At 62.7% G+C, this 25,628-nt stretch carries 24 protein-coding genes; 12 read left to right on the forward strand and 12 right to left on the reverse strand.

What is annotated here, in order from left to right:
• Window positions 1-32 precede the first annotated feature (32 nt).
• The 3 genes from R4P65_RS16170 to R4P65_RS16180 are packed head-to-tail and all read left to right on the forward strand — an operon-like array spanning window position 33 to window position 2,727.
• Window positions 33-1,310: a sensor histidine kinase gene (locus R4P65_RS16170; protein ID WP_317827268.1), complete on the forward strand. Its 1,278-nt coding sequence runs from the start codon at window positions 33-35 to the stop codon at window positions 1,308-1,310.
• Window positions 1,301-1,954: a response regulator gene (locus tag R4P65_RS16175; protein WP_230814287.1), complete on the forward strand. Its 654-nt coding sequence runs from the start codon at window positions 1,301-1,303 to the stop codon at window positions 1,952-1,954. The genes R4P65_RS16170 and R4P65_RS16175 overlap by 10 nt, the downstream gene beginning before the upstream one ends.
• Window positions 1,951-2,727: a DUF4097 family beta strand repeat-containing protein gene (locus R4P65_RS16180; RefSeq protein WP_317827269.1), complete on the forward strand. Its 777-nt coding sequence runs from the start codon at window positions 1,951-1,953 to the stop codon at window positions 2,725-2,727. The genes R4P65_RS16175 and R4P65_RS16180 overlap by 4 nt, the downstream gene beginning before the upstream one ends.
• A gap of 6 nt (window positions 2,728-2,733) precedes the next feature.
• Here R4P65_RS16180 and R4P65_RS16185 read toward each other — a convergent pair whose 3' ends face one another.
• Window positions 2,734-3,558, reverse strand: a complete 825-nt coding sequence (locus R4P65_RS16185) for a helix-turn-helix domain-containing protein (protein WP_003946247.1) — start codon at window positions 3,556-3,558, stop codon at window positions 2,734-2,736.
• 139 nt (window positions 3,559-3,697) lie between these two features.
• Here R4P65_RS16185 and R4P65_RS16190 point away from each other — a divergent pair, with 139 nt between their 5' ends.
• A complete protein-coding gene (locus tag R4P65_RS16190; RefSeq protein ID WP_317827270.1) occupies window positions 3,698-5,188 on the forward strand; it encodes an acetyl-CoA acetyltransferase in 1,491 nt (496 codons plus the stop codon).
• Window positions 5,189-5,268: 80 nt separating this feature from the next.
• Here the strand turns inward: R4P65_RS16190 and R4P65_RS16195 are convergent, their stop codons facing one another.
• The gene (locus R4P65_RS16195; protein ID WP_317827271.1) at window positions 5,269-6,507 is read right to left on the reverse strand and encodes an HNH endonuclease signature motif containing protein; all 1,239 of its coding nucleotides are present in this window, start codon (window positions 6,505-6,507) and stop codon (window positions 5,269-5,271) included.
• A gap of 218 nt (window positions 6,508-6,725) precedes the next feature.
• On the opposite strand from R4P65_RS16195, the gene R4P65_RS16200 reads away from it, so the two are divergent.
• Window positions 6,726-7,145, forward strand: a complete 420-nt coding sequence (locus tag R4P65_RS16200; protein ID WP_317827272.1) for a TetR/AcrR family transcriptional regulator — start codon at window positions 6,726-6,728, stop codon at window positions 7,143-7,145.
• On the opposite strand, the gene R4P65_RS16205 is transcribed toward R4P65_RS16200, so the two are convergent.
• From R4P65_RS16205 to R4P65_RS16220, 4 genes are all read right to left on the reverse strand, one after another.
• Window positions 7,142-8,950, reverse strand: coding sequence for an ABC-F family ATP-binding cassette domain-containing protein (locus R4P65_RS16205; protein ID WP_003946255.1), 1,809 nt, complete (start codon window positions 8,948-8,950; stop codon window positions 7,142-7,144). The genes R4P65_RS16200 and R4P65_RS16205 overlap by 4 nt on opposite strands.
• Window positions 8,950-9,885: a 4-(cytidine 5'-diphospho)-2-C-methyl-D-erythritol kinase gene (locus tag R4P65_RS16210; RefSeq protein WP_230814292.1), complete on the reverse strand. Its 936-nt coding sequence runs from the start codon at window positions 9,883-9,885 to the stop codon at window positions 8,950-8,952. The genes R4P65_RS16205 and R4P65_RS16210 overlap by 1 nt, the downstream gene beginning before the upstream one ends.
• Window positions 9,886-9,966: 81 nt before the next feature.
• Entirely contained in the window at window positions 9,967-10,743 is a 777-nt protein-coding gene (locus tag R4P65_RS16215; protein ID WP_317827273.1) for an ABC transporter permease, read from the reverse strand.
• A 37-nt stretch (window positions 10,744-10,780) separates the two neighbouring features.
• Window positions 10,781-11,773 (reverse strand): ATP-binding cassette domain-containing protein, encoded by a 993-nt coding sequence (locus R4P65_RS16220; RefSeq protein WP_317827274.1) that lies wholly within the window; start codon window positions 11,771-11,773, stop codon window positions 10,781-10,783.
• Between the two features lie 96 nt (window positions 11,774-11,869).
• Here R4P65_RS16220 and R4P65_RS16225 point away from each other — a divergent pair, with 96 nt between their 5' ends.
• A complete protein-coding gene (locus tag R4P65_RS16225; RefSeq protein WP_230814295.1) occupies window positions 11,870-12,838 on the forward strand; it encodes a helix-turn-helix transcriptional regulator in 969 nt (322 codons plus the stop codon).
• Between the two features lie 97 nt (window positions 12,839-12,935).
• On the opposite strand, the gene R4P65_RS16230 is transcribed toward R4P65_RS16225, so the two are convergent.
• Window positions 12,936-13,139, reverse strand: a complete 204-nt coding sequence (locus R4P65_RS16230) for a cold-shock protein (protein WP_003946232.1) — start codon at window positions 13,137-13,139, stop codon at window positions 12,936-12,938.
• Window positions 13,140-13,453: 314 nt separating this feature from the next.
• Between R4P65_RS16230 and R4P65_RS16235 the strand changes: the two genes are divergently transcribed.
• The 3 genes from R4P65_RS16235 to R4P65_RS16245 are packed head-to-tail and all read left to right on the forward strand — an operon-like array spanning window position 13,454 to window position 16,846.
• On the forward strand, window positions 13,454-13,663 hold the full coding sequence (locus tag R4P65_RS16235) for a heavy-metal-associated domain-containing protein (protein ID WP_230814296.1): 210 nt from the start codon (window positions 13,454-13,456) through the stop codon (window positions 13,661-13,663).
• Window positions 13,664-13,670: 7 nt separating this feature from the next.
• Window positions 13,671-14,585, forward strand: a complete 915-nt coding sequence (locus tag R4P65_RS16240; protein WP_317827275.1) for a hypothetical protein — start codon at window positions 13,671-13,673, stop codon at window positions 14,583-14,585.
• Window positions 14,585-16,846, forward strand: a complete 2,262-nt coding sequence (locus R4P65_RS16245; RefSeq protein WP_317827276.1) for a heavy metal translocating P-type ATPase — start codon at window positions 14,585-14,587, stop codon at window positions 16,844-16,846. Before R4P65_RS16240 ends, R4P65_RS16245 begins: the two co-directional genes overlap by 1 nt.
• A gap of 59 nt (window positions 16,847-16,905) precedes the next feature.
• Here the strand turns inward: R4P65_RS16245 and rsmA are convergent, their stop codons facing one another.
• From rsmA to R4P65_RS16260, 3 genes are read right to left on the reverse strand one after another with little or no spacing between them, the layout of a single operon-like run.
• Entirely contained in the window at window positions 16,906-17,805 is a 900-nt protein-coding gene (rsmA, locus tag R4P65_RS16250) for a 16S rRNA (adenine(1518)-N(6)/adenine(1519)-N(6))-dimethyltransferase RsmA (protein ID WP_003946263.1), read from the reverse strand.
• A 9-nt stretch (window positions 17,806-17,814) separates the two neighbouring features.
• Window positions 17,815-18,942, reverse strand: coding sequence for a transglycosylase family protein (locus R4P65_RS16255; RefSeq protein ID WP_317827277.1), 1,128 nt, complete (start codon window positions 18,940-18,942; stop codon window positions 17,815-17,817).
• Window positions 18,943-18,975: 33 nt separating this feature from the next.
• Window positions 18,976-20,100 (reverse strand): transglycosylase family protein, encoded by a 1,125-nt coding sequence (locus R4P65_RS16260; RefSeq protein ID WP_317827278.1) that lies wholly within the window; start codon window positions 20,098-20,100, stop codon window positions 18,976-18,978.
• A 236-nt stretch (window positions 20,101-20,336) separates the two neighbouring features.
• On the opposite strand from R4P65_RS16260, the gene R4P65_RS16265 reads away from it, so the two are divergent.
• Entirely contained in the window at window positions 20,337-21,785 is a 1,449-nt protein-coding gene (locus tag R4P65_RS16265; protein ID WP_020908609.1) for an amino acid ABC transporter substrate-binding protein/permease, read from the forward strand.
• Window positions 21,782-22,549 (forward strand): amino acid ABC transporter ATP-binding protein, encoded by a 768-nt coding sequence (locus R4P65_RS16270; protein ID WP_269590708.1) that lies wholly within the window; start codon window positions 21,782-21,784, stop codon window positions 22,547-22,549. The genes R4P65_RS16265 and R4P65_RS16270 overlap by 4 nt, the downstream gene beginning before the upstream one ends.
• 36 nt (window positions 22,550-22,585) lie before the next feature.
• Here R4P65_RS16270 and R4P65_RS16275 read toward each other — a convergent pair whose 3' ends face one another.
• Window positions 22,586-22,975, reverse strand: a complete 390-nt coding sequence (locus tag R4P65_RS16275; protein WP_317827279.1) for a DUF6578 domain-containing protein — start codon at window positions 22,973-22,975, stop codon at window positions 22,586-22,588.
• Window positions 22,976-23,051: 76 nt separating this feature from the next.
• Window positions 23,052-23,879: a TatD family hydrolase gene (locus R4P65_RS16280; RefSeq protein ID WP_317827280.1), complete on the reverse strand. Its 828-nt coding sequence runs from the start codon at window positions 23,877-23,879 to the stop codon at window positions 23,052-23,054.
• A 21-nt stretch (window positions 23,880-23,900) separates the two neighbouring features.
• Between R4P65_RS16280 and metG the strand changes: the two genes are divergently transcribed.
• Window positions 23,901-25,499, forward strand: a complete 1,599-nt coding sequence (metG, locus tag R4P65_RS16285; RefSeq protein ID WP_317827281.1) for a methionine--tRNA ligase — start codon at window positions 23,901-23,903, stop codon at window positions 25,497-25,499.
• Window positions 25,500-25,628: the final 129 nt, after the last annotated feature.

Here is a 25,628-nt window from a genome sequence, read left to right on the forward strand (position 1 = left end):
GAGTGTCGGGTTGCTGGACGGAGGTGAACCAGATGCAAGAAAGTGGCTTGTTCATTCCACGCAATCCCCTGCGTGCCTGGTTCACCACGTCGTGGTGGCTGGCATTCGTTTCTCTCGGGACCTCGCTGGTCTCGGGTTCACTGGCAATCGTCGTCATCGCATGGCTAACCCTCGCCGTCGTCACACTGCCATTTGCACTAGTGGGCGTGTTGGTATTCGCGCTCATGATCCCACCGTTGCGGTACGCCGACCGAGCACAGCTGTGGTCAGTGAAGTTCTTCAGTGGCGTGGTCACCGATCGTGCTTCGCCAACCCGTGCTGCCACCTTCCGTGCACGCTTCGTCGAGTCCGTTCGAGGTCCGACGCTGTGGAAGTCGTTACTTCACTGGATTCTTCGCCTTCCACTATCAATTGCCGTTCTTGTCCTCGTCACAGCGCAACTGATTGTGCCTGTCGTTTTTACCGTTGCGCCTCTCGCCTGGCTGATCACCGATCCTCCGGGATCACAGCTCGAGATCGCCGAAACTTTCACGCTGGAAGTGCTGGTAATCATCGCGATCCCCGCTGTCCTGTGGTTCGTATTTGTCACACCACCTTTCGTTACCTGCCTCGCGCGCGCCGACTGGTGGTTCAGCCGTTCGCTTTTGGGTGCGTCCGCACAGGAAACACGTGTAGAAGAGTTGACGCACAGTCGGACACGGGTCATCGACGCGGCAGAGGCGGAGCGCTTGCGCATCGAACGGGACCTCCACGACGGCGCCCAACAACGTCTGGTGGCAGTGTCGATCTCTTTGGGTCACGCAAAGTCTCGCGCCAAATCTTCAGACGACGCCATGCTTCGCTCCTTGCTCGACGACGCGCATCGCGAGACTCGGAACGCGATCGCCGACATTCGTGCGTTGACCCGAGGCCTGCACCCGCCCATCCTGACCGATCGTGGACTCGACGCCGCTCTCTCGTCCGTCGCGGCACTGTGTTCGGTTCCAGTCGACATCAACATCGCTCCCGAATTGGGCGGAATTTCGCGGCCTACGGCCACCATGGAGTCGACCATTTACTTCCTCGTATCGGAGGCACTCACCAACGTGACCAAACACGCGCAAGCAACCCGCGCAACCGTTTCCGTCGAGCGTCTCGGGCAAAGCTTGAGGATCGAAGTCTGCGACAACGGACGAGGCGGCGCAGTGATCCAACCTGGTGGCGGACTTGCTGGTCTGGCGGATCGTCTCAGTGGTGTCGACGGAAGTTTGCACGTCGAGAGTCCAGTCGGCGGCCCAACTTCGATTGTCGTGGAGGTACCGTGCGCGTGATGCTTGCCGATGATTCGGTTCTGCTTCGAGAGGGCATCAGACGGCTCCTCACCGACCACGGAGTCGACATCACGGCGAGCGTCGGAGACGCCGAGAACCTGCTCAGAGAACTCTCTGAGGTGGACGTGTTACCCGATGTCTGCGTGGTCGACGTTCGTATGCCACCGACTTTTCTCGATGAGGGTCTGCGCGCAGCCCTTGTCATCCGTCAAAGGTGGCCTGCTGTAGGCGTTCTCGTCCTCTCCCAATACGTCGAGGAACGGTATGCCGCCGAACTGCTTCGAAGTCGTATCGACGGCGTCGGCTACCTTCTCAAAGACCGCGTCGCGGATGTCGACGAATTTGTCGACGCCGTCAACCGGGTAGCCGCTGGCGGGACTGTGATCGACCCGGACGTCGTACAACAGTTGCTTGCTCGCGCGCCCAAGGACGACCCGCTGGCCAGGCTCACTCCGCGCGAACGCGAAGTACTCACGGTAATGGCGCAGGGTCAGTCAAACTCGGGTATCGCGGCCACTTTGGTCATCGGCCATGCTGCTGTCGAAAAGCACATCGGCAACATCTTCACCAAACTCGATCTGTACAACGACTCTGCCGACCATCGCCGAGTTCTTGCGGTACTCAGATATCTGGGAGCGACGTGAAATTCACCAAGACCCCGCGGCGATTTGTAGCGATCGCCGGCGCACTGACTACCGTTCTCCTCGTCAGCCTTCTTGCGGGCTCCACTCTCGTGTACGCCTTCGGCGTGCCGAAGTGGCAAGACTTTCGCACGACAACAACCCGCGAATCCAGTTCGTCGCTCGCGGTTCTCACAGAGAGCGGCGACATCGATGTTCGACTTCAACCGAGTACCGACGGTCAGGTTCACGTAACGGCCGAGGGCCGGTATCGGGGTGATCCACCGAGCGTCGACTTCGCTTCAGACGATTCATTGATTGCGCACTGCCCAGACCTCGGCTTTGCGCGATGCGATCTGACCGTCACCGTCGAACTTCCTCCCGATACAAGCCTTACCGTCGAAACGCGGGCAGGGTCTGTCGAGGCCAGCGATCTGTCCGGTCGTATACGAGTGACCTCCTACGTCGGCGATGTCACACTGCGTCGCCACTCCGGGGACATCACCACGCGAACGACAGTCGGCCGGATCAACGTCAGTGCCGAATCCGCCGATCCAATCGACGCGCAGTCCACCGTGGGCGATATTCGAATCAGTGCGGAATCGCCGCCGTCATCGGTGAAAGCACGCACTACTCATGGCGATATAGCGGTACAGGTTCCGAACAACGTGACCTACATGGTCGACGTGCGGTCCGAGATCGGACAGTCGATGTCATCGGTCCCCGAGGACTCGATGAGCGCCCACCGGATAGATGCTGAATCCGCCGCCGGAACTGTGCGCATACGCCCGCTGTGACCCGAATCAAGCGTGCAGAAGGTACGGCACCGATTCGGGCGCCACACTCCCCTTGTTCATCATGCTTCCGGGCGTACGGCCGGTGACCCGACGGAACACTGCGACAAAAGCACTCGGAGTTTCGTACCCGACTCGCCTACTGACAACCGAAACCGGCACTCCAGCAGCCAGATACGTCAGTGCTGCGCGGACTCGAACCTGAATTCGCCACTGTGCAAAGGTCATTCCCGTGCCCTGCGCGAACACTCGCGTCAACGTACGGACACTGCCGCCAGCCGTCAGTGCCCATTCCGACAGCGAGCGCTGGTCTGCGGGATTGGCGACCAATGCTTCGGCAACGAACAGCGCCCGCGGATCGGTCGGCATCGGAACCTCCACAGCAGCAACTTCGAGCGGCTGCAGCATGTCGAAGGCCACCCGCTCGGCTCGACTACGCGCTTCGTCGGGCATGTTCCGCCGATGCATGTGCAGGAGCACCTCACGCAGGAGAGCACTGACACCGAACAAGCCCGGAACGCCCGAGGGCGCGGCGTGAGCCTCGGGCCGGAAATAGGTGCAGAAGAACTCCGTACCCGGACCTGCCTTCACGGCATGCAACGCGCCGGCGGGCAACCACAGCCCCGCCGAAGGCGGAACCTCCCAGGTGATGCCGTCAGCGACAACCGTGAGCATTCCGCCGGAGTTTCCCCAGATCAGCTCATGTTCAGGGTGACGGTGCGGTGCCCACTGCCGTTGGTGAGAGAGCTTCAGAGTCACCGTTGTCATCGAGTAGGGGTGATCGATGGAACGCGGCCCCACGGGCACCGAAATTCTCTCTGCCACAGCTGTCATGATGACGAGTATAGGACTTTCGTTAGGCATACCTAAATAGGAACCCGAAAATTGTTGACTGTGACCCCAGAGTTACACATACCAGGGTCCCCGATATCGTGACTGCAACTCCCGGCTACGGGTCGGCAACGAGAGGTACATGATGGTTGACGCATCACGAATCCCGGTCATCGTCGGCGTCGGCGATCTGCGCTGGAATCCCGCCGACGGGCACCGCGAACCTCTCGATCTGATTCACGACGCCACCGTCGCCGCCTTGAACGACAGTGGACGCGCTGAACTGGGAACACAGATCGATTCCGTGTTCGCGATCAAGACAGTCAGCTGGTCGTACGACGATCTCCCCGGGCTGCTTGCCTCACGACTAGGCGCGACCCCCAAGGTCACCTCGACCTCTCCGATCGGTGGACACTGGCCCGCGGCGCTCCTCGATCGGATCGGCGCGGCCATCGCCCGCGGTGAATCTTCGGTTGCTCTGCTCGTGGGCGGAGAATCGCACGCCAGCACCACCGCGCTGCGAAAGTCCGGAGTCACCCCCGACTCGATCGGGTGGACGGCAGCGCCCGGTGGGCCTCCCGGATTCGATCCGACCGACCTGGGAAGCCCCGAAATGCAGCGCGCCGGTTTCATCGTGCCGACGCGCGTCTACCCGCTGTTCGAGAACTGTTTCAGTGCAGCGGAGGGCCTCGGCGCCCGCGAATCGCTCGCCTGGTCCGCGAGGATGTACGCCGCGTTCTCGGAGCTGGCGTCGAAGAATCCCGCTTCCTGGACGTCGGAGATCCGATCGGCGGAAGAGATCGGCACTGTCGGCCCCGGTAACCGGATGGTCTCCGAGCCGTACCCACTGATGCTCAACGCGATGCCCTTCGTCAATCAGGCTGCGGCCGTTGTCGTCTGCTCATTGTCGACGGCCGTCGAATTCGGTATCGACGAAGGAAATCTGGTCTATCTCTGGGGCGGAGCCGGTGCCAGTGATCCATTGGACATCCTCAGCCGCAACGGCTTCGACAATTCAGCCGCGATGCACGATGCCGTGCATCGCACCCTCGATGGTGCCGGAGTCGGTACCGACGCACTCGACATCGTCGATGCCTACAGCTGCTTCCCGATCGTGCCAAAGCTGTTGATCCGCGAACTCGGGCTCCCAGAAACCGCGATCCCGAGCGTCACCGGAGGTCACTCGTTCTTCGGGGGGCCACTGAACAGCTACACCCTGCATTCCGTCGCCGAGGTCACCAGGCGAATTCGTGACGGCGCCAACCTTGCCCTCGTCCACGGCAACGGTGGATTCCTCACCTACCAGCACTGCGTACTGTTGTCCGCCGCCGCTCATGCTGACGGGTACGTCGGCGATCCCAACGCACGCGCGTTAACTGCGGAGGTTCCGGAACTGATCACTGATTACACGGGCACGGCGGAAATAGTCACGGCTTCTGTCGAATACGGCCGCACTGGCGAGCCTGAGATCGGGTTCGTGATCGCGACGACGCCGGACGGCCGTCGCGTCGCCGGTCACACTGGTCCCGAGAATGCGGCCGAACTGACCCAGCTTCGCGGCGACAACCCGCCGGCGATCGGGCGAACTGTTCACATCAACGACGAGAACGGGCGACTCACGCTCACGTTCTGACAGTTGCGTTCCGACAGGAGACAGCCGTCAGCACCGGGGCATAGTTCTGCCCCGGTGCTGACGTCTTCAGTTGTCGCGGTTCACGCCGCTGTCGGTGGACTGTTCCCGCCGATCGGCCGCTGGAACGGATCAATCGACATCGGCGGATAGAACACCGCCTTCCGATCCTGGCCGATCTCCACCCGCCACTCGGTGTGGTGCAGCGTCCGATGATGATGACCACACAACAAGATCAGGTTGTCGAGATCCGTTGGGCCACCGTCACTCCAGTGAACGATATGGTGAGCATCACACCACCCCGACGGTGTCCCGCACCCCGGAAACGCGCACCCGCCATCACGCACCGTCAACGCTCGCCTTTGCGGAACCGTCGCCGTTCTTACTTCCTTACCGCAGTCGAGCGGAACACCATTCTCGTCCAACAGAATCCGCGTCACGGTGCAGTCACAGGCCAACATCCGTGCGGTGTCAATACTGATCGGGCCCACCCAATCCGCCCACGCGTACCCGAGTTCCTCCGTCGACGGCAGGAGGTCTTTCAAGGCCTGCATATCGGTCATGTCTTTCGCGCTGGCGGTGACCGTGATGTGTGGTTTCACGCCGCCCTCGATTGGACCCAACCCCGCCCGCTCGTACCGGCGCAACAACTCACAGAACCCGTCCGCACGTCGTAGTGCCGGAGTGCGAGTGTCTTTGACGCCGTCCTTCTCCGGCGTCGGCGCCGACAGGCTCGACAGCAACGTGATCAACCGCGCCCCGTTCACCGCATCCAGATCACCCTTGACTGTGACCCGCCCGTACAGGCCTTTCGAGGCGTAGAACTCATTCCGCTCAGAGTCTTCCCCGACCGGAACACCGTCCTCACGCTTGCCGTACTGCTTCTCGATCCTCCGGATCGCCGCCCGCACCGCATCACAATCCGCAATATTCTTCGACGCCAACGACAACAAAATCCCGCGAGCCTTCTCCACATCCGCCAGGGTCATATTCTTCGGCGGATGCTGACAAAACGACGCCACCTGCCGCGCCTTCAACGCATCAACATCGCCCCGGTGAAACGCATCCGCGACAACAGGCTCGAGCAGAAGCAACCGCGCCAAACCAACGAGCAGACTGCACTCACCGATCTCCAAATTCGTCGAACCGTGCAACCACTGCGCGATCGCCCGAAAACCCTTCCCACCGAGAACCTCCCGGGAAAACATCTCCACGATCAACAACACCATCCGCGACTGCAACTCGTGCCGGACACGCACCAGATCCAGAACCTCACCCTTGAGGCTCTCACCATCCAGCTGCCACGCATCCCGACTGTCCATACCGAAATTTTAATCGAACACACTTTCGAACGCCAGGGGCAAAACGGACAACTTCGAGAACATGAAGACTCGAGACCTGTTGAAGTACATCAACATTCGCCTAGTCGGTCAATATCACGCGATAGAAGACATACCCCGCAAAACACACAATCGCAACAACGCACAGCACAAGCAGGGTGTCGAAAGAGACGAGCCGGGTTGGGTTTCGAGCTTGGTCGATGAGGGGTGTCGAGGACGAAGCCGGCGTGCCGCACGGCAGCGCACGGCACTATTTCGCAAACCAACGTGGGCTGATAGTCGAAGTGGTGCGACACCTTCTGGACGGCGATCTTCCTCGCCCGGGCGAGACGCCGAAGCAACAGGTGGCCCGGTGGCTGGGGCCCGAGTCCGGTCGCACTCGTGCTCGCTACGAACTGATCATCGCGTCATTCCACGATCCCGACCTCGCAGTGGAACTGGTGCGTGGTCGGGATCGATTTGTTGCCATCTTGATCGAACGCGGCATGACCTCGTCCGATGCAGCGGAATTGGTCGCAGCACTGGACGGGCTCGTTCTGGATGCGCTGCTGCGCAGGCAGGCTCCGGACACCGTGGATCCAGAGCGAACCTTCAAGAAGTTCGGGGCGAAGTTCCCCTAGCCGTCGAGCTCGGCGAACAGCTCCATCCACTGCTCTTCGGCGGCTTCCTTGTCGGCGATGACCTGCTTGAGTTCTGCGCCGAGCTTCTGCAGCTTGTCCGGGTCGGTGGCCGCGTCGGCGAGTGATGCGTGCAGCTTCTTTTCACGGTCGTCGAACTTCGCGATAGACCGCTCGAGCTTCGAAAGTTCCTTGCGTGCAGCGCGATCCGCGGCACCGTCGCGAACCTGCTTGCTCTTCGACGCACCACTCGCGGTCGAGGCCACTGACGGGTTGTCGCCATCCCCCATCGCGGCGCGCCGACGCAGGTAGTCCTCGATACCGCCGGGCAGGTTGGTGAGCTTGCGATCACCGAAGAGCGCCCAGGTGGTGTCACAGATGCGCTCGATCAGGTACCGGTCGTGCGAGATCACAACCATGGTGCCTGCCCAGCCGTCGAGCAGATCCTCGAGTTGCTGAAGCGTGTCGATGTCGAGATCGTTGGTGGGCTCGTCGAGAAGCAAGACATTGGGCTCGGCCATGAGAACACGCGTCAACTGCAGACGTCTGCGCTCACCACCGGACAGGTCACCGACGGGGGTGCGCTGACGCGCCGGTGTGAAGCCCAGCCGCTCAGCCAGCTGACCAGCCGATACTTCCTTGTCACCCAGGGTGATTCGCTCGGCTACATCCTTGACCGCGTCGAGTACGCGCATGTCGGTCGGAAGATCGTCGAGTTCCTGCTTGAGCCAACCGATGTGGACGGTCTGTCCCTGAATGCGCTTTCCGGCTGCAGGCTCGAGTTCACCGGCCAGCGTCCGCAGCAGCGTCGTCTTGCCCGAGCCGTTGACGCCGACCAGGCCGACACGCTCGCCCGGTGCCAGACGCCAGGTCAGATCCTCGACGAGTACGCGCCCGTCCGGGGTCTCCAGACGAGCGTCTTCGAGTTCGATGACAACCTTGCCGAGCCGACGCTGCGCGAACGACGCAAGCGCCACCGCGTCACGAGGTGCCGGAACGTCGGCGATCAGGGCTTCTGCTGCTTCGATGCGGTACTTCGGCTTGGACGTACGGGCAGGAGCACCGCGGCGCAGCCACGCCAGTTCCTTACGCGCAAGGTTGCGGCGACGCTCTTCGGAAGCGTCGGCCTGACGGGAACGCTCGGCACGGGCGAATACCCAGTCGTTGTAGCCACCCTCGTAGCTTTCGACGCCGCCACCGACAACCTCCCAGGTGCGGGTGGCGACGGTGTCGAGGAACCAGCGATCGTGGGTCACGACAACAAGCGCACTGCGACGTGAGACGAGGTGCTCGGCCAACCACTGAACACCTTCGACGTCGAGGTGGTTGGTGGGCTCGTCGAGCACCAGCAGATCGAGGTCCTGAACAAGAGCTGCAGCCAGCGCGACGCGGCGGCGCTCGCCGCCGGACAGTCCGTCGACCTTGGCGTCCAATGCAGACCGCTCGCCGCCGGCGCCCAGGTTGTCGATGCCGATACCCGAGAGCACTGAACGGATGCGCGCATCGCCGGCCCACTCGTGCTGAGCTACTCCGAGCGGCCCCAGGACCACTTCACCGACCGTGGAGCCGGGAGGCAGTACGCCGCGCTGTGTCACGACGGCCATCCGCAATCCGCCGACGCGGCTCACTCGTCCCGAATCCGGCTGCTCCACACCCGCGAGGACCTCGAGCATAGTTGTCTTGCCGCCACCGTTGAGGCCGACCACGCCGATGCGCTCGCCCTCCTCGACGCCCAGGGAGACCCCGTCGAGCAACGGCTTGACGCCGAAAGACTTCGACACGTTTTCCAGATTGATCAGATTCGCCATCAGTGCTGTCCCTTTGCCGCATTGTCGAGTATTCGTGCTCCGGGAACAGGTCCGCTCGCCACGCGAACGGTGCGGCACACCCCCGCTCCCGCAAGTTCTGCGCTCACTTCCACCGCGGACTGTGCGTCGGCGCAGAGAAACGCGCATGTCGGTCCGGAGCCGGAGACGATGCCGGACAATGCTCCGGCTTCGACGCCCGCTCGCAGCGTCCGTCGTAGATCCGGGTTGAGTGAGAGCGCTGCCGCCTGCAGATCGTTGCCGAGGAGCGGGGCGAGCAGATGAGCATCACCGGTGGTGAGCGCCTGAATCAAGGCGTCGGCACTCCCCAACCGTTTCGGAGAACCTTCGGCCCGCAGCTTGTCCAGTTCTCGAAACACGACGGGCGTACTCAAGCCGCCCTTGGCCAGCGCCAACACCCAATGAAAGGTGTGGCGGGTCAAGACGGGGACAAGTTGTTCGCCGCGGCCGGTTCCGAGCGCGGTGCCACCGTGCAGGGAGAACGGGACGTCGCTCCCGAGGCGTGCCGCGAAGGCGTCGAGATCGGGCCGAGAGAAGTCGAGCTTCCACAACGAGTTGAGCGCAACCAACGCGGCGGCCGCGTCGGCGCTCCCGCCGGCCATTCCTCCTGCGACGGGAATGCCTTTCTCGATGACGATCTCCACGTTCGGGGCCACGCCACCCTCAACCGCGAGCATCTCGGCGGCCCGCCACACGAGATTGGTGCGATCGGTAGGCACGGCCGCGGCGTCGTCGCCGATAACCCGCACGGTCAGAGCGTCCGCAGGCGCCACCGTGACGGTGTCTGCCAGCGACAATGCCTGGAACACCGTCGTCAGTTCGTGATAGCCGTCGTCGCGCAGGTCCCCGACGGCAAGGTGGAGATTCACCTTGGACGGGGCCCGGACAACTACGGGGCGGGGAACGACGGAGAGCACAAGGAACAACAATAGGCGCTGCGAACACCTGGGCGAAAACCTGCGACCGCCGCACCCCGTCCGACAGCCAGCACACCGACGCTATTTCACCGCGCGCACACCTACGCCCAGACCGACAACCGCAACGCCCACAGCGGCCACGATTCCTGCCAGAACGCTGCCCGACGCGAAGTCACCGGCAAACAGTGCCCGCTCGGCGTCGACGACGTAGCCCAGCGGATTGATGTTCACGAGGACCTTCATCCAACCCGGCGCATCGTCGAGCGGAAGCATGGTTCCCGACAGGATCAGGAGCGGGAACATCAGCGTCTGCTGAACGACCCAGAACATCCAATCCTGCTCTCGCACAGCCAGAGCGAGAGCGTACGAGAGCGCACCGAGTCCGACGCCGAACACTCCGAGCAGGACGATCCCAAGCGCGGCGCCCGCTGCGTTGACGTCCAACCCGAGCGGAAGTGCAACTAGAATGATCAGAATCGCCTGCGCGGCAAGCGGAACCATCTCCTTGCACGCCCTGCCGATCAGCAACGACGAGCGTCTGAGCGGAGTCACCAGCATGCGCTCGTGCGATCCCTGCTGCATCTCCATCAGAAGGTTGGAACCGGTCATCGTCGTTCCGAAGATCGCGATCATCACCAATACACCGGGAATGAACCAATTCCATACGCCGTCACCGGTACCCGGGACCCCTTTGAGCGGAGGTCCGAACAACGCCAGCAGGATCAGCGGCTGAACGAGGCTGAAGATGACGCTGACCGGGTCACGCAACATCGGTCGCAGCTCACGACCCATCACGATTGCGCTGTCTCGAACGATGTTGCCGCGCAAGGTACGTGGGGCATCGAGTGTGATTGTCATGGCAGATTCCTGTTCGTCGAAGTTCTTTGTCGTGGTTTCAGGAAACGACCGCGGCGGCACTCTCGCGCAGACTGCGGCCGGTGAGGGTGAGGAAGACGTCGTCAAGAGTGGGTCGGGCGATGTCGGCGGTGAGAGCGCGGGCACCTCGGGCATCCGCTTCGCGAAGCAACACAGGTAGGGCCGAATCACCCTCGTCGGCACGGATACTCACTGCGCTTGCGTCGACAGTGACTTCACGGACGGTGACAAGTTGCTCGGCCACCGACGCTGCGATCCCGGCCGCCTCGGCGCTGTCGAAGGTGAGCAGAAGATGATCTCCCGCAAGATCCGCCTTGAGTGCGGCAGCGGTGTTGTCCGCGATGACAGTGCCCTCGTCGATGACGATGACCCGCTCTGCCATCGAATCCGCTTCTTCGAGGTAGTGCGTGGTCAGCACGATCGTCGTGCCCATCTCTCGCCGCAACCGGAGGATGTGGTCCCAGAGGTTGGCCCGACTCTGCGGGTCCATGCCCGTGGACGGCTCATCGAGGAACAGGAGGGGCGGGCGATGGACCAGGCCCAGGGCAATATCGAGCCGCCGTCGCTGCCCGCCGGACAGCGTACTGACCTTGCGAGCGCCCAGATCGGTGAGTTCCAGATCACCCAGCAACTCGTCGGCCCGGACCTGCGAGTCGCCCTTGGACATTCCGTAGCACAACCCCTGCGTCACCAACTCGTCGCGAACCCGCTGGTTGTGGCCGGCGCCGTTGCCCTGTCCGACGTATCCAAGGCTCGAGCGCACCTCGTTTCGCGCCGCGGAGATGTCGAACCCTGCGATTCGCGCGCTGCCGGACGTGGGCTCGAGCAAGGTGGTCAGCATGCGCAACGTCGTCGATTTTCCGGCCCCGTTCGGGCCCAGCAAGGCAACCAACTCACCCTCCGCGACGTCGAGCGTGACTCCCTTGACGGCTTCCACGAGCTTCTTGCCCTGAGCGAAGTGCTTGGTGAGCGCCTTCGTCTCGATCATCGGTCTGTCGTTTCTGCGACTCATGATGTGCCCCAATTTCTTCTCGACTGGTCGGATGTGGACCAACCTAAATTCAATTGAGGACGCATTGGGTCCTAAATGTTTGGCAGACTTCTTGCCATGAAGGAGACATCGGCTCGCCTACTGCGGTTGCTGTCACTGCTCCAGACACGTCGAGACTGGTCCGGTGCCGAACTCGCAGACAAGCTCGCGATCACCCCGCGCACAGTCAGACGTGACGTGGACCGCCTCCGCGATCTCGGCTACCCGGTCGACGCGACGGTCGGCGTCGGCGGCGGATATCGCCTGGGAGCCGGTGCGGAAATGCCCCCGCTACAGCTCGATGACGAAGAAGTGCTCGCGGTGGCGCTCTCTCTGCAGTCTGGAGCGACCGGATCCGTGGTCGGCATCGGCGAGGCTTCGATGCGCGCGCTCGCGAAACTGCGACAGATCATGCCGTCGAGACTGCGGCACCGTCTGGAGTCCCTGTCGATCGACGTGGTGCCACGAGAGCCGGCAGCGAGCGCAGTCGATGCGTCCGTCCTGTCCGCCATCGCGTCGGTGTGCCACAACCACGAACGTCTGAGGTTCGACTACAGCACGCACGACGGGACGCAGAGCCGGCGCGAGGTGGAACCGTACCGACTCGTGCGGTCGGGAGTTCGGTGGTACCTGGTGGCCTGGGATCTCGCTCGCGAAGACTGGCGGTCGTTTCGCGTCGACAGGATGGAACCCAAGATCCCCACCGGTCCACGATTCACGCCTCGGGACCTACCTGCCGGTGGCGCAGCAGACTTCGTCTCCCGCGGTGTTGCTCGGGCTTATTCCTCCACGCGCGCAACAGTTCTACTGCATGCACCCATCGAGCAGATTGCACCCATGGTCAGTGAACAGTGGGGATCAGTGGAGTCCACCGACGAAGGCCGTTGCGTCATAGTGCTTTCGGGCACTTCGCTGCGGTCGATCGCACAGTGGCTCAGGGCCTTCGACGCCGATTTCACGGTGGTGAATCCACCTGAACTCCGCGAAGAATGCCGCACGATCGCGGCGGAAACGACAGTAGCCGCTCAGCGTTATCTCAATGCATGACAGCACTTTTCGCGCAAAATACAACAAGACCCCAACTCCGAAGAGCTGGGGTCTTGTCAGTACGTCATGCGCCGGTTGCCCGACTTACATGGACGTCTTAGACGATGGTAACGCCGGTGGCCTGCGGGCCCTTGTTGCCCTGACCGATCTCGAACGCCACGCGCTGGTTCTCCTCGAGAGTGCGGAAGCCGCCACTCTGGATCTCGGAGTAGTGAACGAAGACGTCAGCACTGCCGTCTTCCGGAGCGATGAAGCCGAACCCCTTCTCGGAGTTGAACCACTTCACGATGCCCTCTGCCATGTAAATCTCCTCTAACACAGTGTCAACAGGCAGTCGCTTCGACCGCCCGGGTCACTTACTACGACCGTTCTGAGACAAATCCGTGGAGGATGTCCAAACGCTCGCAACCTAACTATTTGCGAGCGTGGAAACACAAACACAAACACTTACGACCAACACAAGTAGACCACACATCCGCCCTGTTGTCTTCCCTGAGGCCTTCATCACTGCCCAACCCATTGACAGGCATACCCCCTGGGGGTACCTTCAGTTGCAGAGCGATACCTACACCGGGTATCCGTAAAATGAGTTTTCCACAACCGAAGGGATCTGCGATGACCACCGCCGAATACACCGTTTCCGGAATGACCTGCGGACACTGCGTCGGATCCGTCAAGGAAGAGGTCGGCAACATCGCGGGCGTAACCGCGGTGGATGTCGAATTGGCGAGCGGACGCGTCGTTGTCACCAGCGATGCTCCTGTCTCCGAAGCCGACGTCGCCGCAGCAGTCGACGAAGCCGGCTACGCAGTCGTACCAAGCTGAGTCAGCCGTGCGCACCTCCACAACACTTGCCACCTACGCCGTAGGGTTGGTCGCCGTCTTCGGCGCCGCCCTCGGCGTGGGGGCCGCAATCGGAAGCCCGATAGACATGTCCACCACCCAGCACAGCACCCACGAATCAACCACCGAATCGATGCCAGGCATGGATTCGGCAACACCTGCAGGGCTCGAAGTCTCTTCCGGCGGATACACACTCACCGAAGTGACCGCACCCGTTCGAGCTGGGGAGCCGGGAACCTTGACCTTCCGGATTCTCGACAGCAACAACGCGCCCGTCGTCGATTTCGACCTCCTGCACGAGAAGAAGCTTCACCTCATTGTCGTCCGAAACGACACCAGCGAATTCCGCCACGTGCATCCGTCGCTCGCCGCAGACGGCACCTGGTCGATCGACTGGGCCTGGCCCGTCGCCGGCACCTACCGAGTCTTCGCGGACTTCGATCCCACCGACGGCACCCAACTGACACTCGGCCGAAACTTCGACGTGGCAGGCGAATTCACTCCTGCGCCGCTGCCTGCGAAGAGCGCGACCGCAACTGTCGACGGATACACCGTGACTCTCGACGGTGACCTGACCACTGCCGGCGGCCCGATCACGCTGAGCGTTGCTCGCGACGGAACCCCGGTCACCGATCTCGATCCGTACCTCGGCGCCTATGGTCACCTCGTTGCCCTGCGCACCGGCGACCTCGCCTACCTGCACGTGCACCCCGAAGGTGAGCCGGGCGACGGCGTCACAGCTCCTGGTCCGGACATTTCCTTCCACGCACAGGCACCGAGCGAAGGCACATACCGACTGTTCCTCGACTTCCAGCACGAGGGCGTGGTTCGGACCGCCGAATTCACTGTAGATGCAGGCACTTCCATAGCTTCAGTTCCAGACAATCACGAGGGAGGGCACTGATGACGTCACCGACTGCGGTCGACAATGCTGCCAAATCGAGCAGCGTCGAACTCGCGATCACCGGAATGACCTGCGCCTCCTGCGCGTCACGAATCGAGAAGAAGCTCAACAAGATCGACGGCGTCACAGCCACCGTCAACTACGCGACGGAAAAGGCCAAGGTCACCTTCCCGGACGGGGTACCCGTCGAAGATCTGGTCACTGCCGTCGAGAACGCCGGCTACGCCGCCGCGCTCCCCAAGCCACCCAGCGCGCCTGACAGCGTCGACCCGGACGCGGAAACGCCGCAGGATCGCGATCTGCGCGAGCTTCGTACCCGCCTGATCATCTCGACTCTGCTCTCGGTACCGGTCATCGCGATGGCGATGATTCCTGCGCTGCAGTTCGACAACTGGCAGTGGCTCTCCCTCACACTGGCCGCGCCGGTCATCGTGTGGGCGGCCCTTCCCTTCCACCGTGCCGCCTGGGTGAACCTGCGTCACGGCGCCGCCACGATGGACACGCTCATCTCCCTGGGCACCATCTCGGCGTTCGTCTGGTCGCTCTACGCACTGTTCTTCGGCACTGCGGGCGAAGCGGGAATGAAGCACGCGTTCAGACTGACGGTCGACCGGATGGACGGCAGCGCCAACATCTACCTCGAGGTTGCCGCGGGCGTCATCACGTTCGTACTGGCCGGACGCTACTTCGAGCACAAGTCCAAGCGCACGTCCGGTGCCGCACTACGCGCGCTCATGGAACTCGGTGCGAAAGACGTCGCGGTATTGCGAGACGGCGTCGAAGTACGAATCCCCGCCGAAGAACTGGCAGCGGGCGACTCCTTCATCGTTCGGCCCGGCGAGAAGATCGCCACCGACGGCATCATCACCGAGGGCCGCTCAGCCGTCGACATGAGCATGTTGACGGGTGAATCCGTGCCGGAGGAAGTCGGTGTCGGGGACACTGTCGTCGGCGCTACCGTCAACGTCGGTGGAACGTTGACCGTCGAGGCCACCCGCGTCGGGAGCGACACCCAGCTCGCCCAGATGGCGGCACTGGTCGAAGACGCACAGAACGGCAAGGCCGAAGTTCAGCGCCTCGCCGATCGGATCGCCGGTATCTTCGTTCCGGTCGTCATCGCGATTGCCGTTGCGACACTGGGCTACTGGCTCGGGACTGGTAACCCCATCGAGATGGCGTTCACCGCTGCGGTCGCCGTGCTGATCATCGCGTGCCCCTGTGCTCTCGGATTGGCAACGCCCACAGCCTTGTTGGTGGGCACGGGCCGCGGAGCCCAGATGGGAATCCTGATCAAGGGACCCGAGGTGCTCGAATCGACGCGCGCAGTCGACACCGTCGTGCTCGACAAGACGGGAACCGTCACTACTGGTCAGATGACATTGCTGGACACCGTCGTGGGCGAAGGAACAACCGTCGACGAGGTACTTCGACTGGCCGGCGCACTCGAACATCGCTCCGAACACCCCATCGCCGCAGCGATCGCGAAGGGCGCGACCGAAGCCGTGGGCGAATTACCTCCGGTCGAGGATTTCGTGAACGTCGCCGGACGCGGCGTGCAGGGAATGGTCGACGGTCATGCCGTCGTCGCCGGCAGAGACGCGCTGCTCGCCGACTGGTCGATGCCGTTGCCGGAGAATCTGCGCGAGGCGAAAGCTGAAGCAGAGAAGGCCGGGCGCACCGCAATCGCGGTGGGCTGGGACGGCGAGGCACGCGGCATCCTCGTGATCGCCGACGCGGTCAAGGACACGAGCGCCGAAGCGATCGCACAGTTGAAGTCACTCGGCCTCGAACCCGTTCTGCTGACCGGTGACAACGCCACCGTCGCCCGCACTGTCGCGGATCAGGTCGGAATCAGCACCGTGTTCGCCGAGGTCATGCCGGCCGACAAGGTCGACGCCGTCAAGAAGCTGCAGGCAGAAGGACGCGTCGTGGCCATGGTCGGCGACGGCGTGAACGACGCGGCAGCCCTGGCCCAGGCCGATCTCGGTCTGGCAATGGGCACGGGTACCGACGTTGCAATCGAGGCCAGCGACATCACTCTGGTGCGCGGTGACCTGCGGTCGGCAGCCGATGCAATTCGTCTGTCTCGCAAGACGCTCAAGACCATCAAGGGCAACCTGTTCTGGGCATTCGCCTACAACACGGCAGCGATCCCGCTGGCTGCGGCCGGCCTGCTCAACCCGATGCTCGCCGGTGCCGCAATGGCATTCAGCAGTGTGTTCGTGGTGAGCAACAGCCTGAGGTTGCGGCGGTTCAACTAAGGGGGCGAGCCCCCTGTGCGCGGTTAGGGAGTCCCTGCACTCCTTAACCGCGCACGGGGCTATTCGCCTCCAGCCAGCCGAACGAAGGCTGCTGCGTCGAGCATCTCGCCACGCGTCTGTGGCTCGATGCCCGCAGCGAGGAGTCGTCGTTCGGCTTCAGCCGGCGAACCTGCCCATCCGCTGAGAGCGGCACGCAGAGTCTTGCGGCGCTGTGCGAATGCGGCGTCGATGGCAGCAAAGACCTGCTTGCGGTGCTTTTCGTCCATCGGCCACGGTGGCTCCGCGTACCGGTCGATACGAACCAGACCGGATTCGACCTTGGGCACCGGCCAGAAGACGTTGCGTCCGACGGCACCGGCGCGGCGAACCTCGCCGAAGAAGTTGGCCTTGACGCTGGGAACGCCGTAGATCTTGCTTCCGGGATCAGCCGCCAGGCGATCGGCGACCTCGGCCTGCACCATCACGAGTGCGGTCCGCAGACTCGGAAGCGATGCAAACAGATGCAACAGCACCGGCACCGCGACGTTGTACGGCAGGTTCGCGACCAGCGCGGTCGGCTCGCCGGGAATCTGTGAAGGCAGCACACGCATCGCGTCCGCTTCGACGACGGTCAGTCGATCGGCCAGTTCCGGCGCTCGCTCGGCCACCGTCTTCGGAAGGCGAGCCGCGAGGTTCGGATCGATCTCGACTGCGATCACGCGATCGACGACGTCCATCAGCGCCATCGTCAGCGAACCGAGACCAGGCCCGACCTCGAGAACGACGTCGTCACGAGTGACGCCTGCCGTGGTGACGATGCGCCGCACGGTATTGGCGTCGTGAACGAAGTTCTGCCCCAACTGTTTCGTGGGCCGGACACCGAATTCCTCGGCAAGAGCGCGCACCTCGACCGGACCGAGCAGGGCTGCCTGCCCGCGCGGAGTAGCGATGGGTTCGTTCGATTGTTCGGCGTCTGACACCAGTAGAACTTATCCCAGTCCGAGGCGACCCGAGCACGACGGCCATGCGCCCCAGCCCTGAGTGCGCTGCGTTTGCGTCGCGATCGCGATCTGCTCTTCACGGGTTGCGAGGTCGGCGCGAGGCGCATACTTCAACCCGCCCTGCCGTTCCCAGGTGTTCTGATCGAACTGCACGCCGCCGTAGAAACCGTTGCCGGTGTTGATAGCCCAGTTGCCGGTGGCTTCGCACTGTGCGAGCGCATCCCACGTCGCACCGTTCTCCACGGGCGGCACCTCGGTGCCCGGCTTCGTTCCGACACGCACGACCTTCGGCTGCGCCGGTGTGGTGATCGTCTCCGATACCTGTGTGCGTCCGGCCTCGACACCGTTGACGAGATTCACGGCGAACGTCACGTCACGCACGCCGGGCACGCCCGGGTTCTCGACGATCGTGCGACTCTGGTTCATCGTCGGATCCTCGATGCGCTGATCCGGCGGATCGAGCGGCAAGGTCTCAACTTTGTTCTCGGTGCGGTTGCGCGTCACCGTGACCTCGAGGCCCTCGGTCAGTGGAGCGTCGGCGGCGGGAACCACCGTGTCCGACTGCTCGAGAGGAGTTCCGTTTGCGGTGAGGAACTCCCCTACCGTCGGAGCCGCGACACGCACGTCTGCTGCCGCGTTTGCGCCGTCGACCAGTTTTGCGACAACCGGTGTCAGCACATCGAGCGCGGCGCCGTCGAGCGGGAGACGCTGCGAGCGCGAAGCCGACACGTGCACATCTGCCGCGACATCCAACTGCTTCAACGCGTCGTCGACGGTCAAAGCGGTGGTCCAGAGCTTCTGCGGCTGACCGTCGACCGTCAGCGTGATCTCTCGCGCGCGACGGAGCACCACGGTGTCGCCGTCGGACAGTGAAGCGTCGGCCGCGGGGGCAACTGCGTCCTTGTCACCGATCGGGTAGCCCGCGTCCTCGAGAGCGCCGTCGACGTTGGTCGACATGGTGCTCAGGCGAATCTGCTCACCGTCGACGTCGAGTGTGATGGTCTTGTGCCGGACGACAGCGAGAACACCACCCACGAGGACGGTCAGAAGGAGCGCGGCGATCGCCGAGTACAACAACGGCGACCTGGTCGAGTTGATCTTGGCGAACGGTGACATGGGTTCCTGAGTTCTGTGTGGAGTGAGGGCGGGTCAGCGCAGGCCCAATTTGCTGGTGCAGGAGGGCCACGCACCCCAGCCCTGACCGGCGCGGACCTTCTCGCCGATCGCGATCTGCTGTTCACGTGATGCGAGGTCGGCGCGAGCCGCGTACTGACCGCCGCCGAATGCTTCCCAGGTGCTCTGGGTGAACTGAAGTCCGCCGTAGAAGCCGTTGCCGGTGTTGATGGCCCAGTTTCCGGTCGCTTCGCACTGAGCAATGGAGTCCCACGTCGACGCGTTGGACACGGCGGGCGCGGAAGTCTGCTTGGTGCCGACCTTCACTACTGCTGCGACCGGTTCCTTGATCACGGTCGCGGACAGTTCGGTTCGTCCGGCCTCCACGCCGTTGACGGTCTTGACCTCGACGGTGGCCGTGCGCTCGCCTGCAACACCCGGGTTTTCGACGACGGTCTTGTCCTTCTCGAGCTCGGGATCTTCGACCTTGTTCTCGGGCGGCGCGATCGGCTGGGTCTCGACGCGAGTGTCCGTGCGCTCGCGGGTGACCTGGATGGTCAGGCCGTTGGTAACGGGTGTGTCAGCGGTGGGAACAACCGAGTCGGCCTGCTCGAGCGGCACATTCCTGGCAGCGAGAAGATCACCGACGGTCACGGCGGCGAGCTTGATCTCCGACGCGGGAGCGCCGCCGTCGCTGACGCTGACGGTCTTCGGGCTGACGACGTCGAGTTCGGTCCGTTCGAGGGGCAGACGATGCGAACGCGAAGCCGAGACTGCGAAGTCGTCGGAAACATCTACTTGCTTCAATGCCTCGTCGACCGTCAATGCGGTGGTCCAGATCGTCGTCGGCTGGCCGTCGACGGTCAGCGCCAACTCACGGGCACGGCGCAGTACGACGGTATCGCCGTCGGACAGAGAGGAATCAGCGCTGGGAGCGAGAGCGTCCTTGGGATCGACCGGGTATCCGGCGTCCTCGAGAGCGGTACCGACACTGCTCGACATCGTGGACAGCGAAATCATGTCGCCGTCGACATCGAGGGTGATCGTCTTGTGCCGAACCACGGCTAGAGCACCCCCGACGATGAGCGTCAGAAGCAACGCACCCACCACTGAATAGAGAAGTGGTGACTTCGTGGAGTTGATCTTGGCAAAAGGCGACACAGGAAATCCCAAGGCAGACGACGTTCGATCACAATACGGTAACGGCCGAGCGTTGTATCGGCAACCAAATCACAACGAAATGCGACTTTTGTCACGAAACGACAACGGCGTGTCGCGTGTTCTGCACTTTCCGGCTCCGATACCCGTGTATCGATTCAGCTCTGGGCGCAGTATGTTCTCGTCTGGTTCAAAGCAGTCCGGCGATCCCGGGCGCGACAGAAGAAAGCTGGGCGATAGTGCGAAGAAGATTCGACAGACCACGTAATGCCAGGTGGCCGATCCTGGCCATCCTGCTGGCGCTGATCGCAGCGCTGTTCGCCCCCGGAATCGCGAGCGCGCAACCCGGTCGCACCTACACGATCGCCACCGATCTGACATTCGCCCCGTTCGAATTCGAGAACGAAGACGGCAAACTCGTCGGCATCGACATCGACCTGCTCAATGCGATCGCCGAGGACCAAGGTTTCAAGGTCGACATCAAGCAGCTCGGGTTCGACGCGGCCCTTCAGGCCGTGCAGGCGGGGCAGGCCGACGGCGTCATCGCCGGCATGTCCATCACCGACGCCCGCAAGCAGGTCTTCGACTTCTCCGACCCGTACTTCGAGTCGGGCGTGCAGATGGCGGTTCTCGAGACCGACAACGACGTGAAGTCGTACGAAGACCTGAAGGGCAAGCGCGTCGCCGTCAAGAACGGCACCGAGGGCGCCAGCTTCGCCGAGTCCATCAAGGACCAATACGGTTTCACCACTGTCTATTTCGCTGACTCCGCCAGCATGTACGACGAGGTCCGCACCGGGAACTCCGTCGCAGTCTTCGACGACTACCCCGTCCTCGCCTACGGCATCACACAGGGCAACGGCCTCAAGACGGTCACCGAAAAAGAGGTGGGCGCGAGCTACGGCTTCGCAGTCAACAAGGGTCAGAACGCCGAACTGCTCCAGATGTTCAATGCCGGACTGCAGAACCTGCGCGACGACGGCCAGTACGACGAAATCGTCTCGACCTACCTCGGTCAGGGCGCGTCGACGTCGGACAACTCCATCATCGGCTTGATCAAAAGCACCTACCCGCAGCTTCTCAAGGGCCTGTGGTTGACGATCGTTCTCTCCGTCGTCTCGATCGCGATCGCTCTGGTCCTAGGCGCGATCTTCGGACTCTGCCGCGTGTCCACCAACATGTTCGTCCGAGGTATAGGCACGACCTACGTCGACATCTTCCGTGGCACACCGCTGTTGGTGCAGGCATTCTTCATCTACTTCGGCATACCGGCAGCCCTGCATTTCCAGATGTCCGCCTTCACCGCAGGCATCATCACGCTCTCGCTCAACGCCGGCGCGTACATGGCTGAAATCGTCCGCGGCGGCATCCTGTCCGTCGACAAGGGACAGATGGAGGCGTCACGAAGCCTGGGCATCAGCTACATGAAGTCGATGCGAAAAGTCATCATGCCGCAGGCAATTCGCACGATGATCCCGTCGTACATCAACCAGTTCGTCATCACCCTCAAGGACACGTCGATCCTGTCGGTCATCGGACTCGCCGAGCTCACTCAGACAGGGCGCATCATCATCGCGCGCAACTTCCAGTCGTTCAACATGTGGCTGATCATCGGCGTCATGTACTTCATCATCATCATGGCGCTCACCAAGCTGTCGAACCGCCTCGAGAAGAGGATCAACAAGTGACCGAAACAGCCGTCAACATGGGCAAGTCCGACACCGAGGTCAAGATTTCGGTCCAGGGACTGAAGAAGTCGTTCGGCGACAACGAGGTCCTCAAAGGCCTCGACGTCGACATCAAGAGCGGCGAAGTGGTCTGCGTCATCGGGCCTTCCGGTTCGGGCAAGTCCACCTTCCTGCGCTGCCTCAACCGCCTCGAAGACATCACCGCAGGTTCAGTGCGCGTCGACCAGTTCGACCTCACGAACAAGGACGTCGACATCGACAAGGTGCGCCAGCACATCGGGATGGTGTTCCAGCACTTCAACCTGTTCCCACACATGAGCGTCGTCGAAAACGTGATGCTCGCTCCGGTGCAGACCGGGCGATCGACCAAGGAACAGGCTCGCGAGATCGCCGTCAAACTGCTCGGCCAGGTCGGCCTCGCAGAGAAGGCAGATGCCAAGCCCGCCAGCCTGTCCGGTGGGCAGAAGCAACGTGTCGCCATCGCCCGCGCGCTGGCGATGAGCCCGGACATCATGCTGTTCGACGAGGCCACCAGCGCCCTCGACCCCGAAATGGTGGGCGAGGTTCTGCAGGTGCTTCGCGACCTCGCCAAGCAGGGCATGACCATGGTCGTCGTGACCCACGAGATGGGCTTCGCCCGTGAGGTTTCCGACCGAGTCATCTTCATGGCCGACGGGTACATCGTCGAAGAAGGCAAGCCGGAGAACTTGTTCGGCAACCCCCAGCAGCAGCGCACCCAGGACTTCCTGGCGAAGGTTCTCTAGGGGCAAGCCCCCTGTGCGCCTTTTTGGTAGTGGGGACTACCGGAAAGGCGCACGGGTGGTGGCCAATTCGACGACAACGGCCGTCTCCATCCAGCCGCGCCGACCGGCAACCAGCGACGACATGCCGCGAAAATGTGGTGGGACCTTCTCGACTCGAACGTGATCGGTGCTCCCAGGTACCAATACCCAGTGCCTGGGTTCTTGTTCGACAAATTCGCCGCGCTCGAGTCGGATCGCGAGAACGATCCCGGCTGTTGGTTCCACGTCGTCGGGATGGATTCCTCCATGAACCGACCCGTCGAACCACCGCGACTCACGAATCGGGTGCAAAGCCCACGAAGATTTTTCGCCGACCACTGGCAACGGTGCACAGCACTCGAATTCCCACGTTTCGATGCGGACTGTGACCACGTTGTAGTCATTCATCTGAATACCCCGCGCAGTAGACGAGCCGGGACACGACGGTCCCGGGCGCGGAGTTACCTGTCAGACCACCATAGCGTCAGAGCTTGTAAACGCGCTCCGCTGTCGCCGTGGACGCTGCTGCGAGCGCCTGCGGATCCTCGCCGCGAATGTCTGCGAGCGCGCGCACCGTGTAGGGCAGGCAGTACGACTCGTTGGGCGCCCCGCGAAACGGGTGCGGCGTCAGGAATGGCGCATCCGTTTCGACGATCAGCTGATCCGACGGCACCAGCAGCGCGGCCTCACGCAGTGCTTTCGCGTTCTTGAAGCTGACGGTTCCCGAAAAACTCAGCACGTACCCGGCGTCGATGCACTCCTGCGCCATCTCCGAATCCGAGGAAAAGCAGTGGAAGACCACCGTCTCCGGTGCACCTTCCTCGTTCAATACCCGCAGCAAGTCCTGGTCGGCTTCGCGGTTGTGGATCATCAACGTCTTGCCCAGACGCTTCGCCAAGTCGATGTGCCACCGGAAACCGTCGACCTGCTCCTCGATGGTGGCGCACCCCTCGAGCTTGCCGGGCCAGTAGAGATCCAGCCCGGTCTCCCCGACGGCAACTACCCGTGGATCGGACGCCAAACGCTCGATCTCGGCTCGGGTGCCGGCATCAAGAACGTTTGCCCTGGTCGGATGGATAGCAACGGCTGCGTAGACCCTCGAATCCCAATGGGCCGCGTCGACGGCAAATCGCGCGGCGTCGAGGTCGTCGGCCACCGTGACGACTCGTCCGACGCCGACGGCCTCGGCTCGATCGACTATCTCGGCCACGGTCGCAGCGTCGTGCGCACCACACGCGTCGAGGTGTGTATGGGCGTCGATCAGAGGCGACAAGGGCTCAGGGGCATCGGGGGCGGGACGGTCTTTGCTCACGCCCGATAGAGTAAGCGCACCATGACTGTGCCTGCCTCACCCTCCCAGACCTCGCGCCCGGACTCCGCCGCCTCGGAAGGCGCGGAACGACCGCCGTTCTACATCACGACAGCGATCGCGTATCCCAACGGCGCTCCGCACATCGGCCACGCGTACGAGTACATCTCCTCGGACGCGCTCGCCCGCTTCAAGCGGTTGGACGGTCATGAAGTGTTCTTCATGACCGGCACCGACGAGCACGGTCTGAAGATGCAGCAGACAGCGATCAAAGAGGGTATCGACGTCCGCGAACTCGCGGCTCGGAACTCCGATGTGTTCCAGAACCTCGACAAGGTCCTGAACATCTCGTACGACCGTTTCATCCGCACCACTGACGCAGATCATCAGGTCGCCAGCAAGGCGATCTGGGAGAAGATGGCAGCATCGGGCGACATCTACCTCGACACGTACTCGGGGTGGTACTCGGTTCGTGACGAGGCTTTCTACACCGAAGCCGAGACCACGCTTCTGGAGGACGGCACCCGCCAGTCCACCGAGACCGGTACGCCGGTGGAGTGGACCGAGGAGTCCAACTACACCTTCCGTCTCTCGGCGTACGAGGACCGTCTCCTCGCACTGTACGAAGAGCATCCCGAGTTCATCGCCCCCACGACTCGCCGCAACGAGATCGTCAGCTTCGTCAAGGGCGGCCTCAAGGACCTGTCGATCTCGCGCACCACGTTCGACTGGGGCGTCGAGGTTCCCGGCGACCCCGACCACGTCATGTACGTCTGGGTCGACGCCCTCACCAATTACTTGACCGGCGTGGGCTACCCGAACGTCGACTCGGAGGAGTTCAAGAAGTTCTGGCCCGCGAGTCTGCACATCATCGGCAAGGACATCACGCGGTTCCACACCGTGTACTGGCCGGCGTTCCTCATGTCTGCCGGCATCGAACTGCCGGAGCGAGTCTTCGTCCACGGTTTCTTGTACAACAAGGGCGAGAAGATGTCGAAGTCGGTCGGCAACGTGGTCGATCCGATCGCGATGGTCGATCAGTACGGCCTCGACGCGGTCCGCTTCTTCCTGCTCCGCGAGATCTCGTACGGCCAGGACGGCAGCTACAGCCATGAAGCAATCGTGACTCGCATGAACGCAGACCTGTCCAACGAACTGGGCAACCTCGCGCAGCGTTCACTGACGATGGTCGCGAAGAACTGCGACGCCCAGGTCCCCACTCCCGGTAAGTTCACCGAGGACGACCTGGCGATGCTGGCGTCGGCAGATGCCTTGCTTGCCAAGTGCCGCAGCGAGTTCGACGTGCAAGCGCTGCATCTCGCGTTGGAAGCCATCTGGGGCGTCCTCGGAGAGACCAACCGGTACTTCTCCAAGCAGGAACCGTGGGTTCTGCGCAAGACCGATCCGGCCCGGATGGCAACGGTCCTCTACGTGACGATCGAAGTTGTCCGTATCGTCGGCCTTCTCGTTCAGCCCGTCATGCCCGACGCGGCGTCACGCATCCTCGATCTGCTTGGTCAGAGCGAAGAGAACCGTCAGTTCACCGACATCGCGGTTCGCATCGACTCGAACCGGAAACTGCCTGCTCCGGCCCCGGTCTTCCCCCGCTTCGTCGAGGAATGACCTAGGCACGAGTGCCGCACGTGGGGTCCGAAATATCCGGCTACCGGCGGATGTGTCGGACCCCACGTGCACACTCCAGCCATGACTACGAATAGAACATACATTCGAACCAGCGCTTCGGCGCAGACA

This window comes from Rhodococcus sp. IEGM 1318 (assembly GCF_033142465.1).
Taxonomy (GTDB): domain Bacteria; phylum Actinomycetota; class Actinomycetes; order Mycobacteriales; family Mycobacteriaceae; genus Rhodococcus_F; species Rhodococcus_F qingshengii_B.

Excerpts from the sequence above, each read along its gene's own strand:
- R4P65_RS16170 (WP_317827268.1), top strand. The coding sequence starts at position 33 with ATGCAAGAAAGTGGCTTGTTCATTCCACGCAATCCCCTGCGTGCCTGG.
- R4P65_RS16205 (WP_003946255.1), bottom strand. The coding sequence starts at position 8,950 with ATGGCGAATCTGATCAATCTGGAAAACGTGTCGAAGTCTTTCGGCGTC.
- R4P65_RS16220 (WP_317827274.1), bottom strand. The coding sequence starts at position 11,773 with ATGAGTCGCAGAAACGACAGACCGATGATCGAGACGAAGGCGCTCACC.
- R4P65_RS16195 (WP_317827271.1), bottom strand. The coding sequence starts at position 6,507 with ATGGACAGTCGGGATGCGTGGCAGCTGGATGGTGAGAGCCTCAAGGGT.
- R4P65_RS16275 (WP_317827279.1), bottom strand. The coding sequence starts at position 22,975 with ATGAATGACTACAACGTGGTCACAGTCCGCATCGAAACGTGGGAATTC.
- R4P65_RS16230 (WP_003946232.1), bottom strand. The coding sequence starts at position 13,139 with ATGGCAGAGGGCATCGTGAAGTGGTTCAACTCCGAGAAGGGGTTCGGC.
- R4P65_RS16255 (WP_317827277.1), bottom strand. The coding sequence starts at position 18,942 with ATGTCACCGTTCGCCAAGATCAACTCGACCAGGTCGCCGTTGTTGTAC.
- metG (WP_317827281.1), top strand. The coding sequence starts at position 23,901 with ATGACTGTGCCTGCCTCACCCTCCCAGACCTCGCGCCCGGACTCCGCC.
- R4P65_RS16245 (WP_317827276.1), top strand. The coding sequence starts at position 14,585 with ATGACGTCACCGACTGCGGTCGACAATGCTGCCAAATCGAGCAGCGTC.
- R4P65_RS16235 (WP_230814296.1), top strand. The coding sequence starts at position 13,454 with ATGACCACCGCCGAATACACCGTTTCCGGAATGACCTGCGGACACTGC.
- R4P65_RS16200 (WP_317827272.1), top strand. The coding sequence starts at position 6,726 with ATGAGGGGTGTCGAGGACGAAGCCGGCGTGCCGCACGGCAGCGCACGG.
- R4P65_RS16190 (WP_317827270.1), top strand. The coding sequence starts at position 3,698 with ATGATGGTTGACGCATCACGAATCCCGGTCATCGTCGGCGTCGGCGAT.
- R4P65_RS16225 (WP_230814295.1), top strand. The coding sequence starts at position 11,870 with ATGAAGGAGACATCGGCTCGCCTACTGCGGTTGCTGTCACTGCTCCAG.
- R4P65_RS16185 (WP_003946247.1), bottom strand. The coding sequence starts at position 3,558 with ATGACAGCTGTGGCAGAGAGAATTTCGGTGCCCGTGGGGCCGCGTTCC.
- R4P65_RS16215 (WP_317827273.1), bottom strand. The coding sequence starts at position 10,743 with ATGACAATCACACTCGATGCCCCACGTACCTTGCGCGGCAACATCGTT.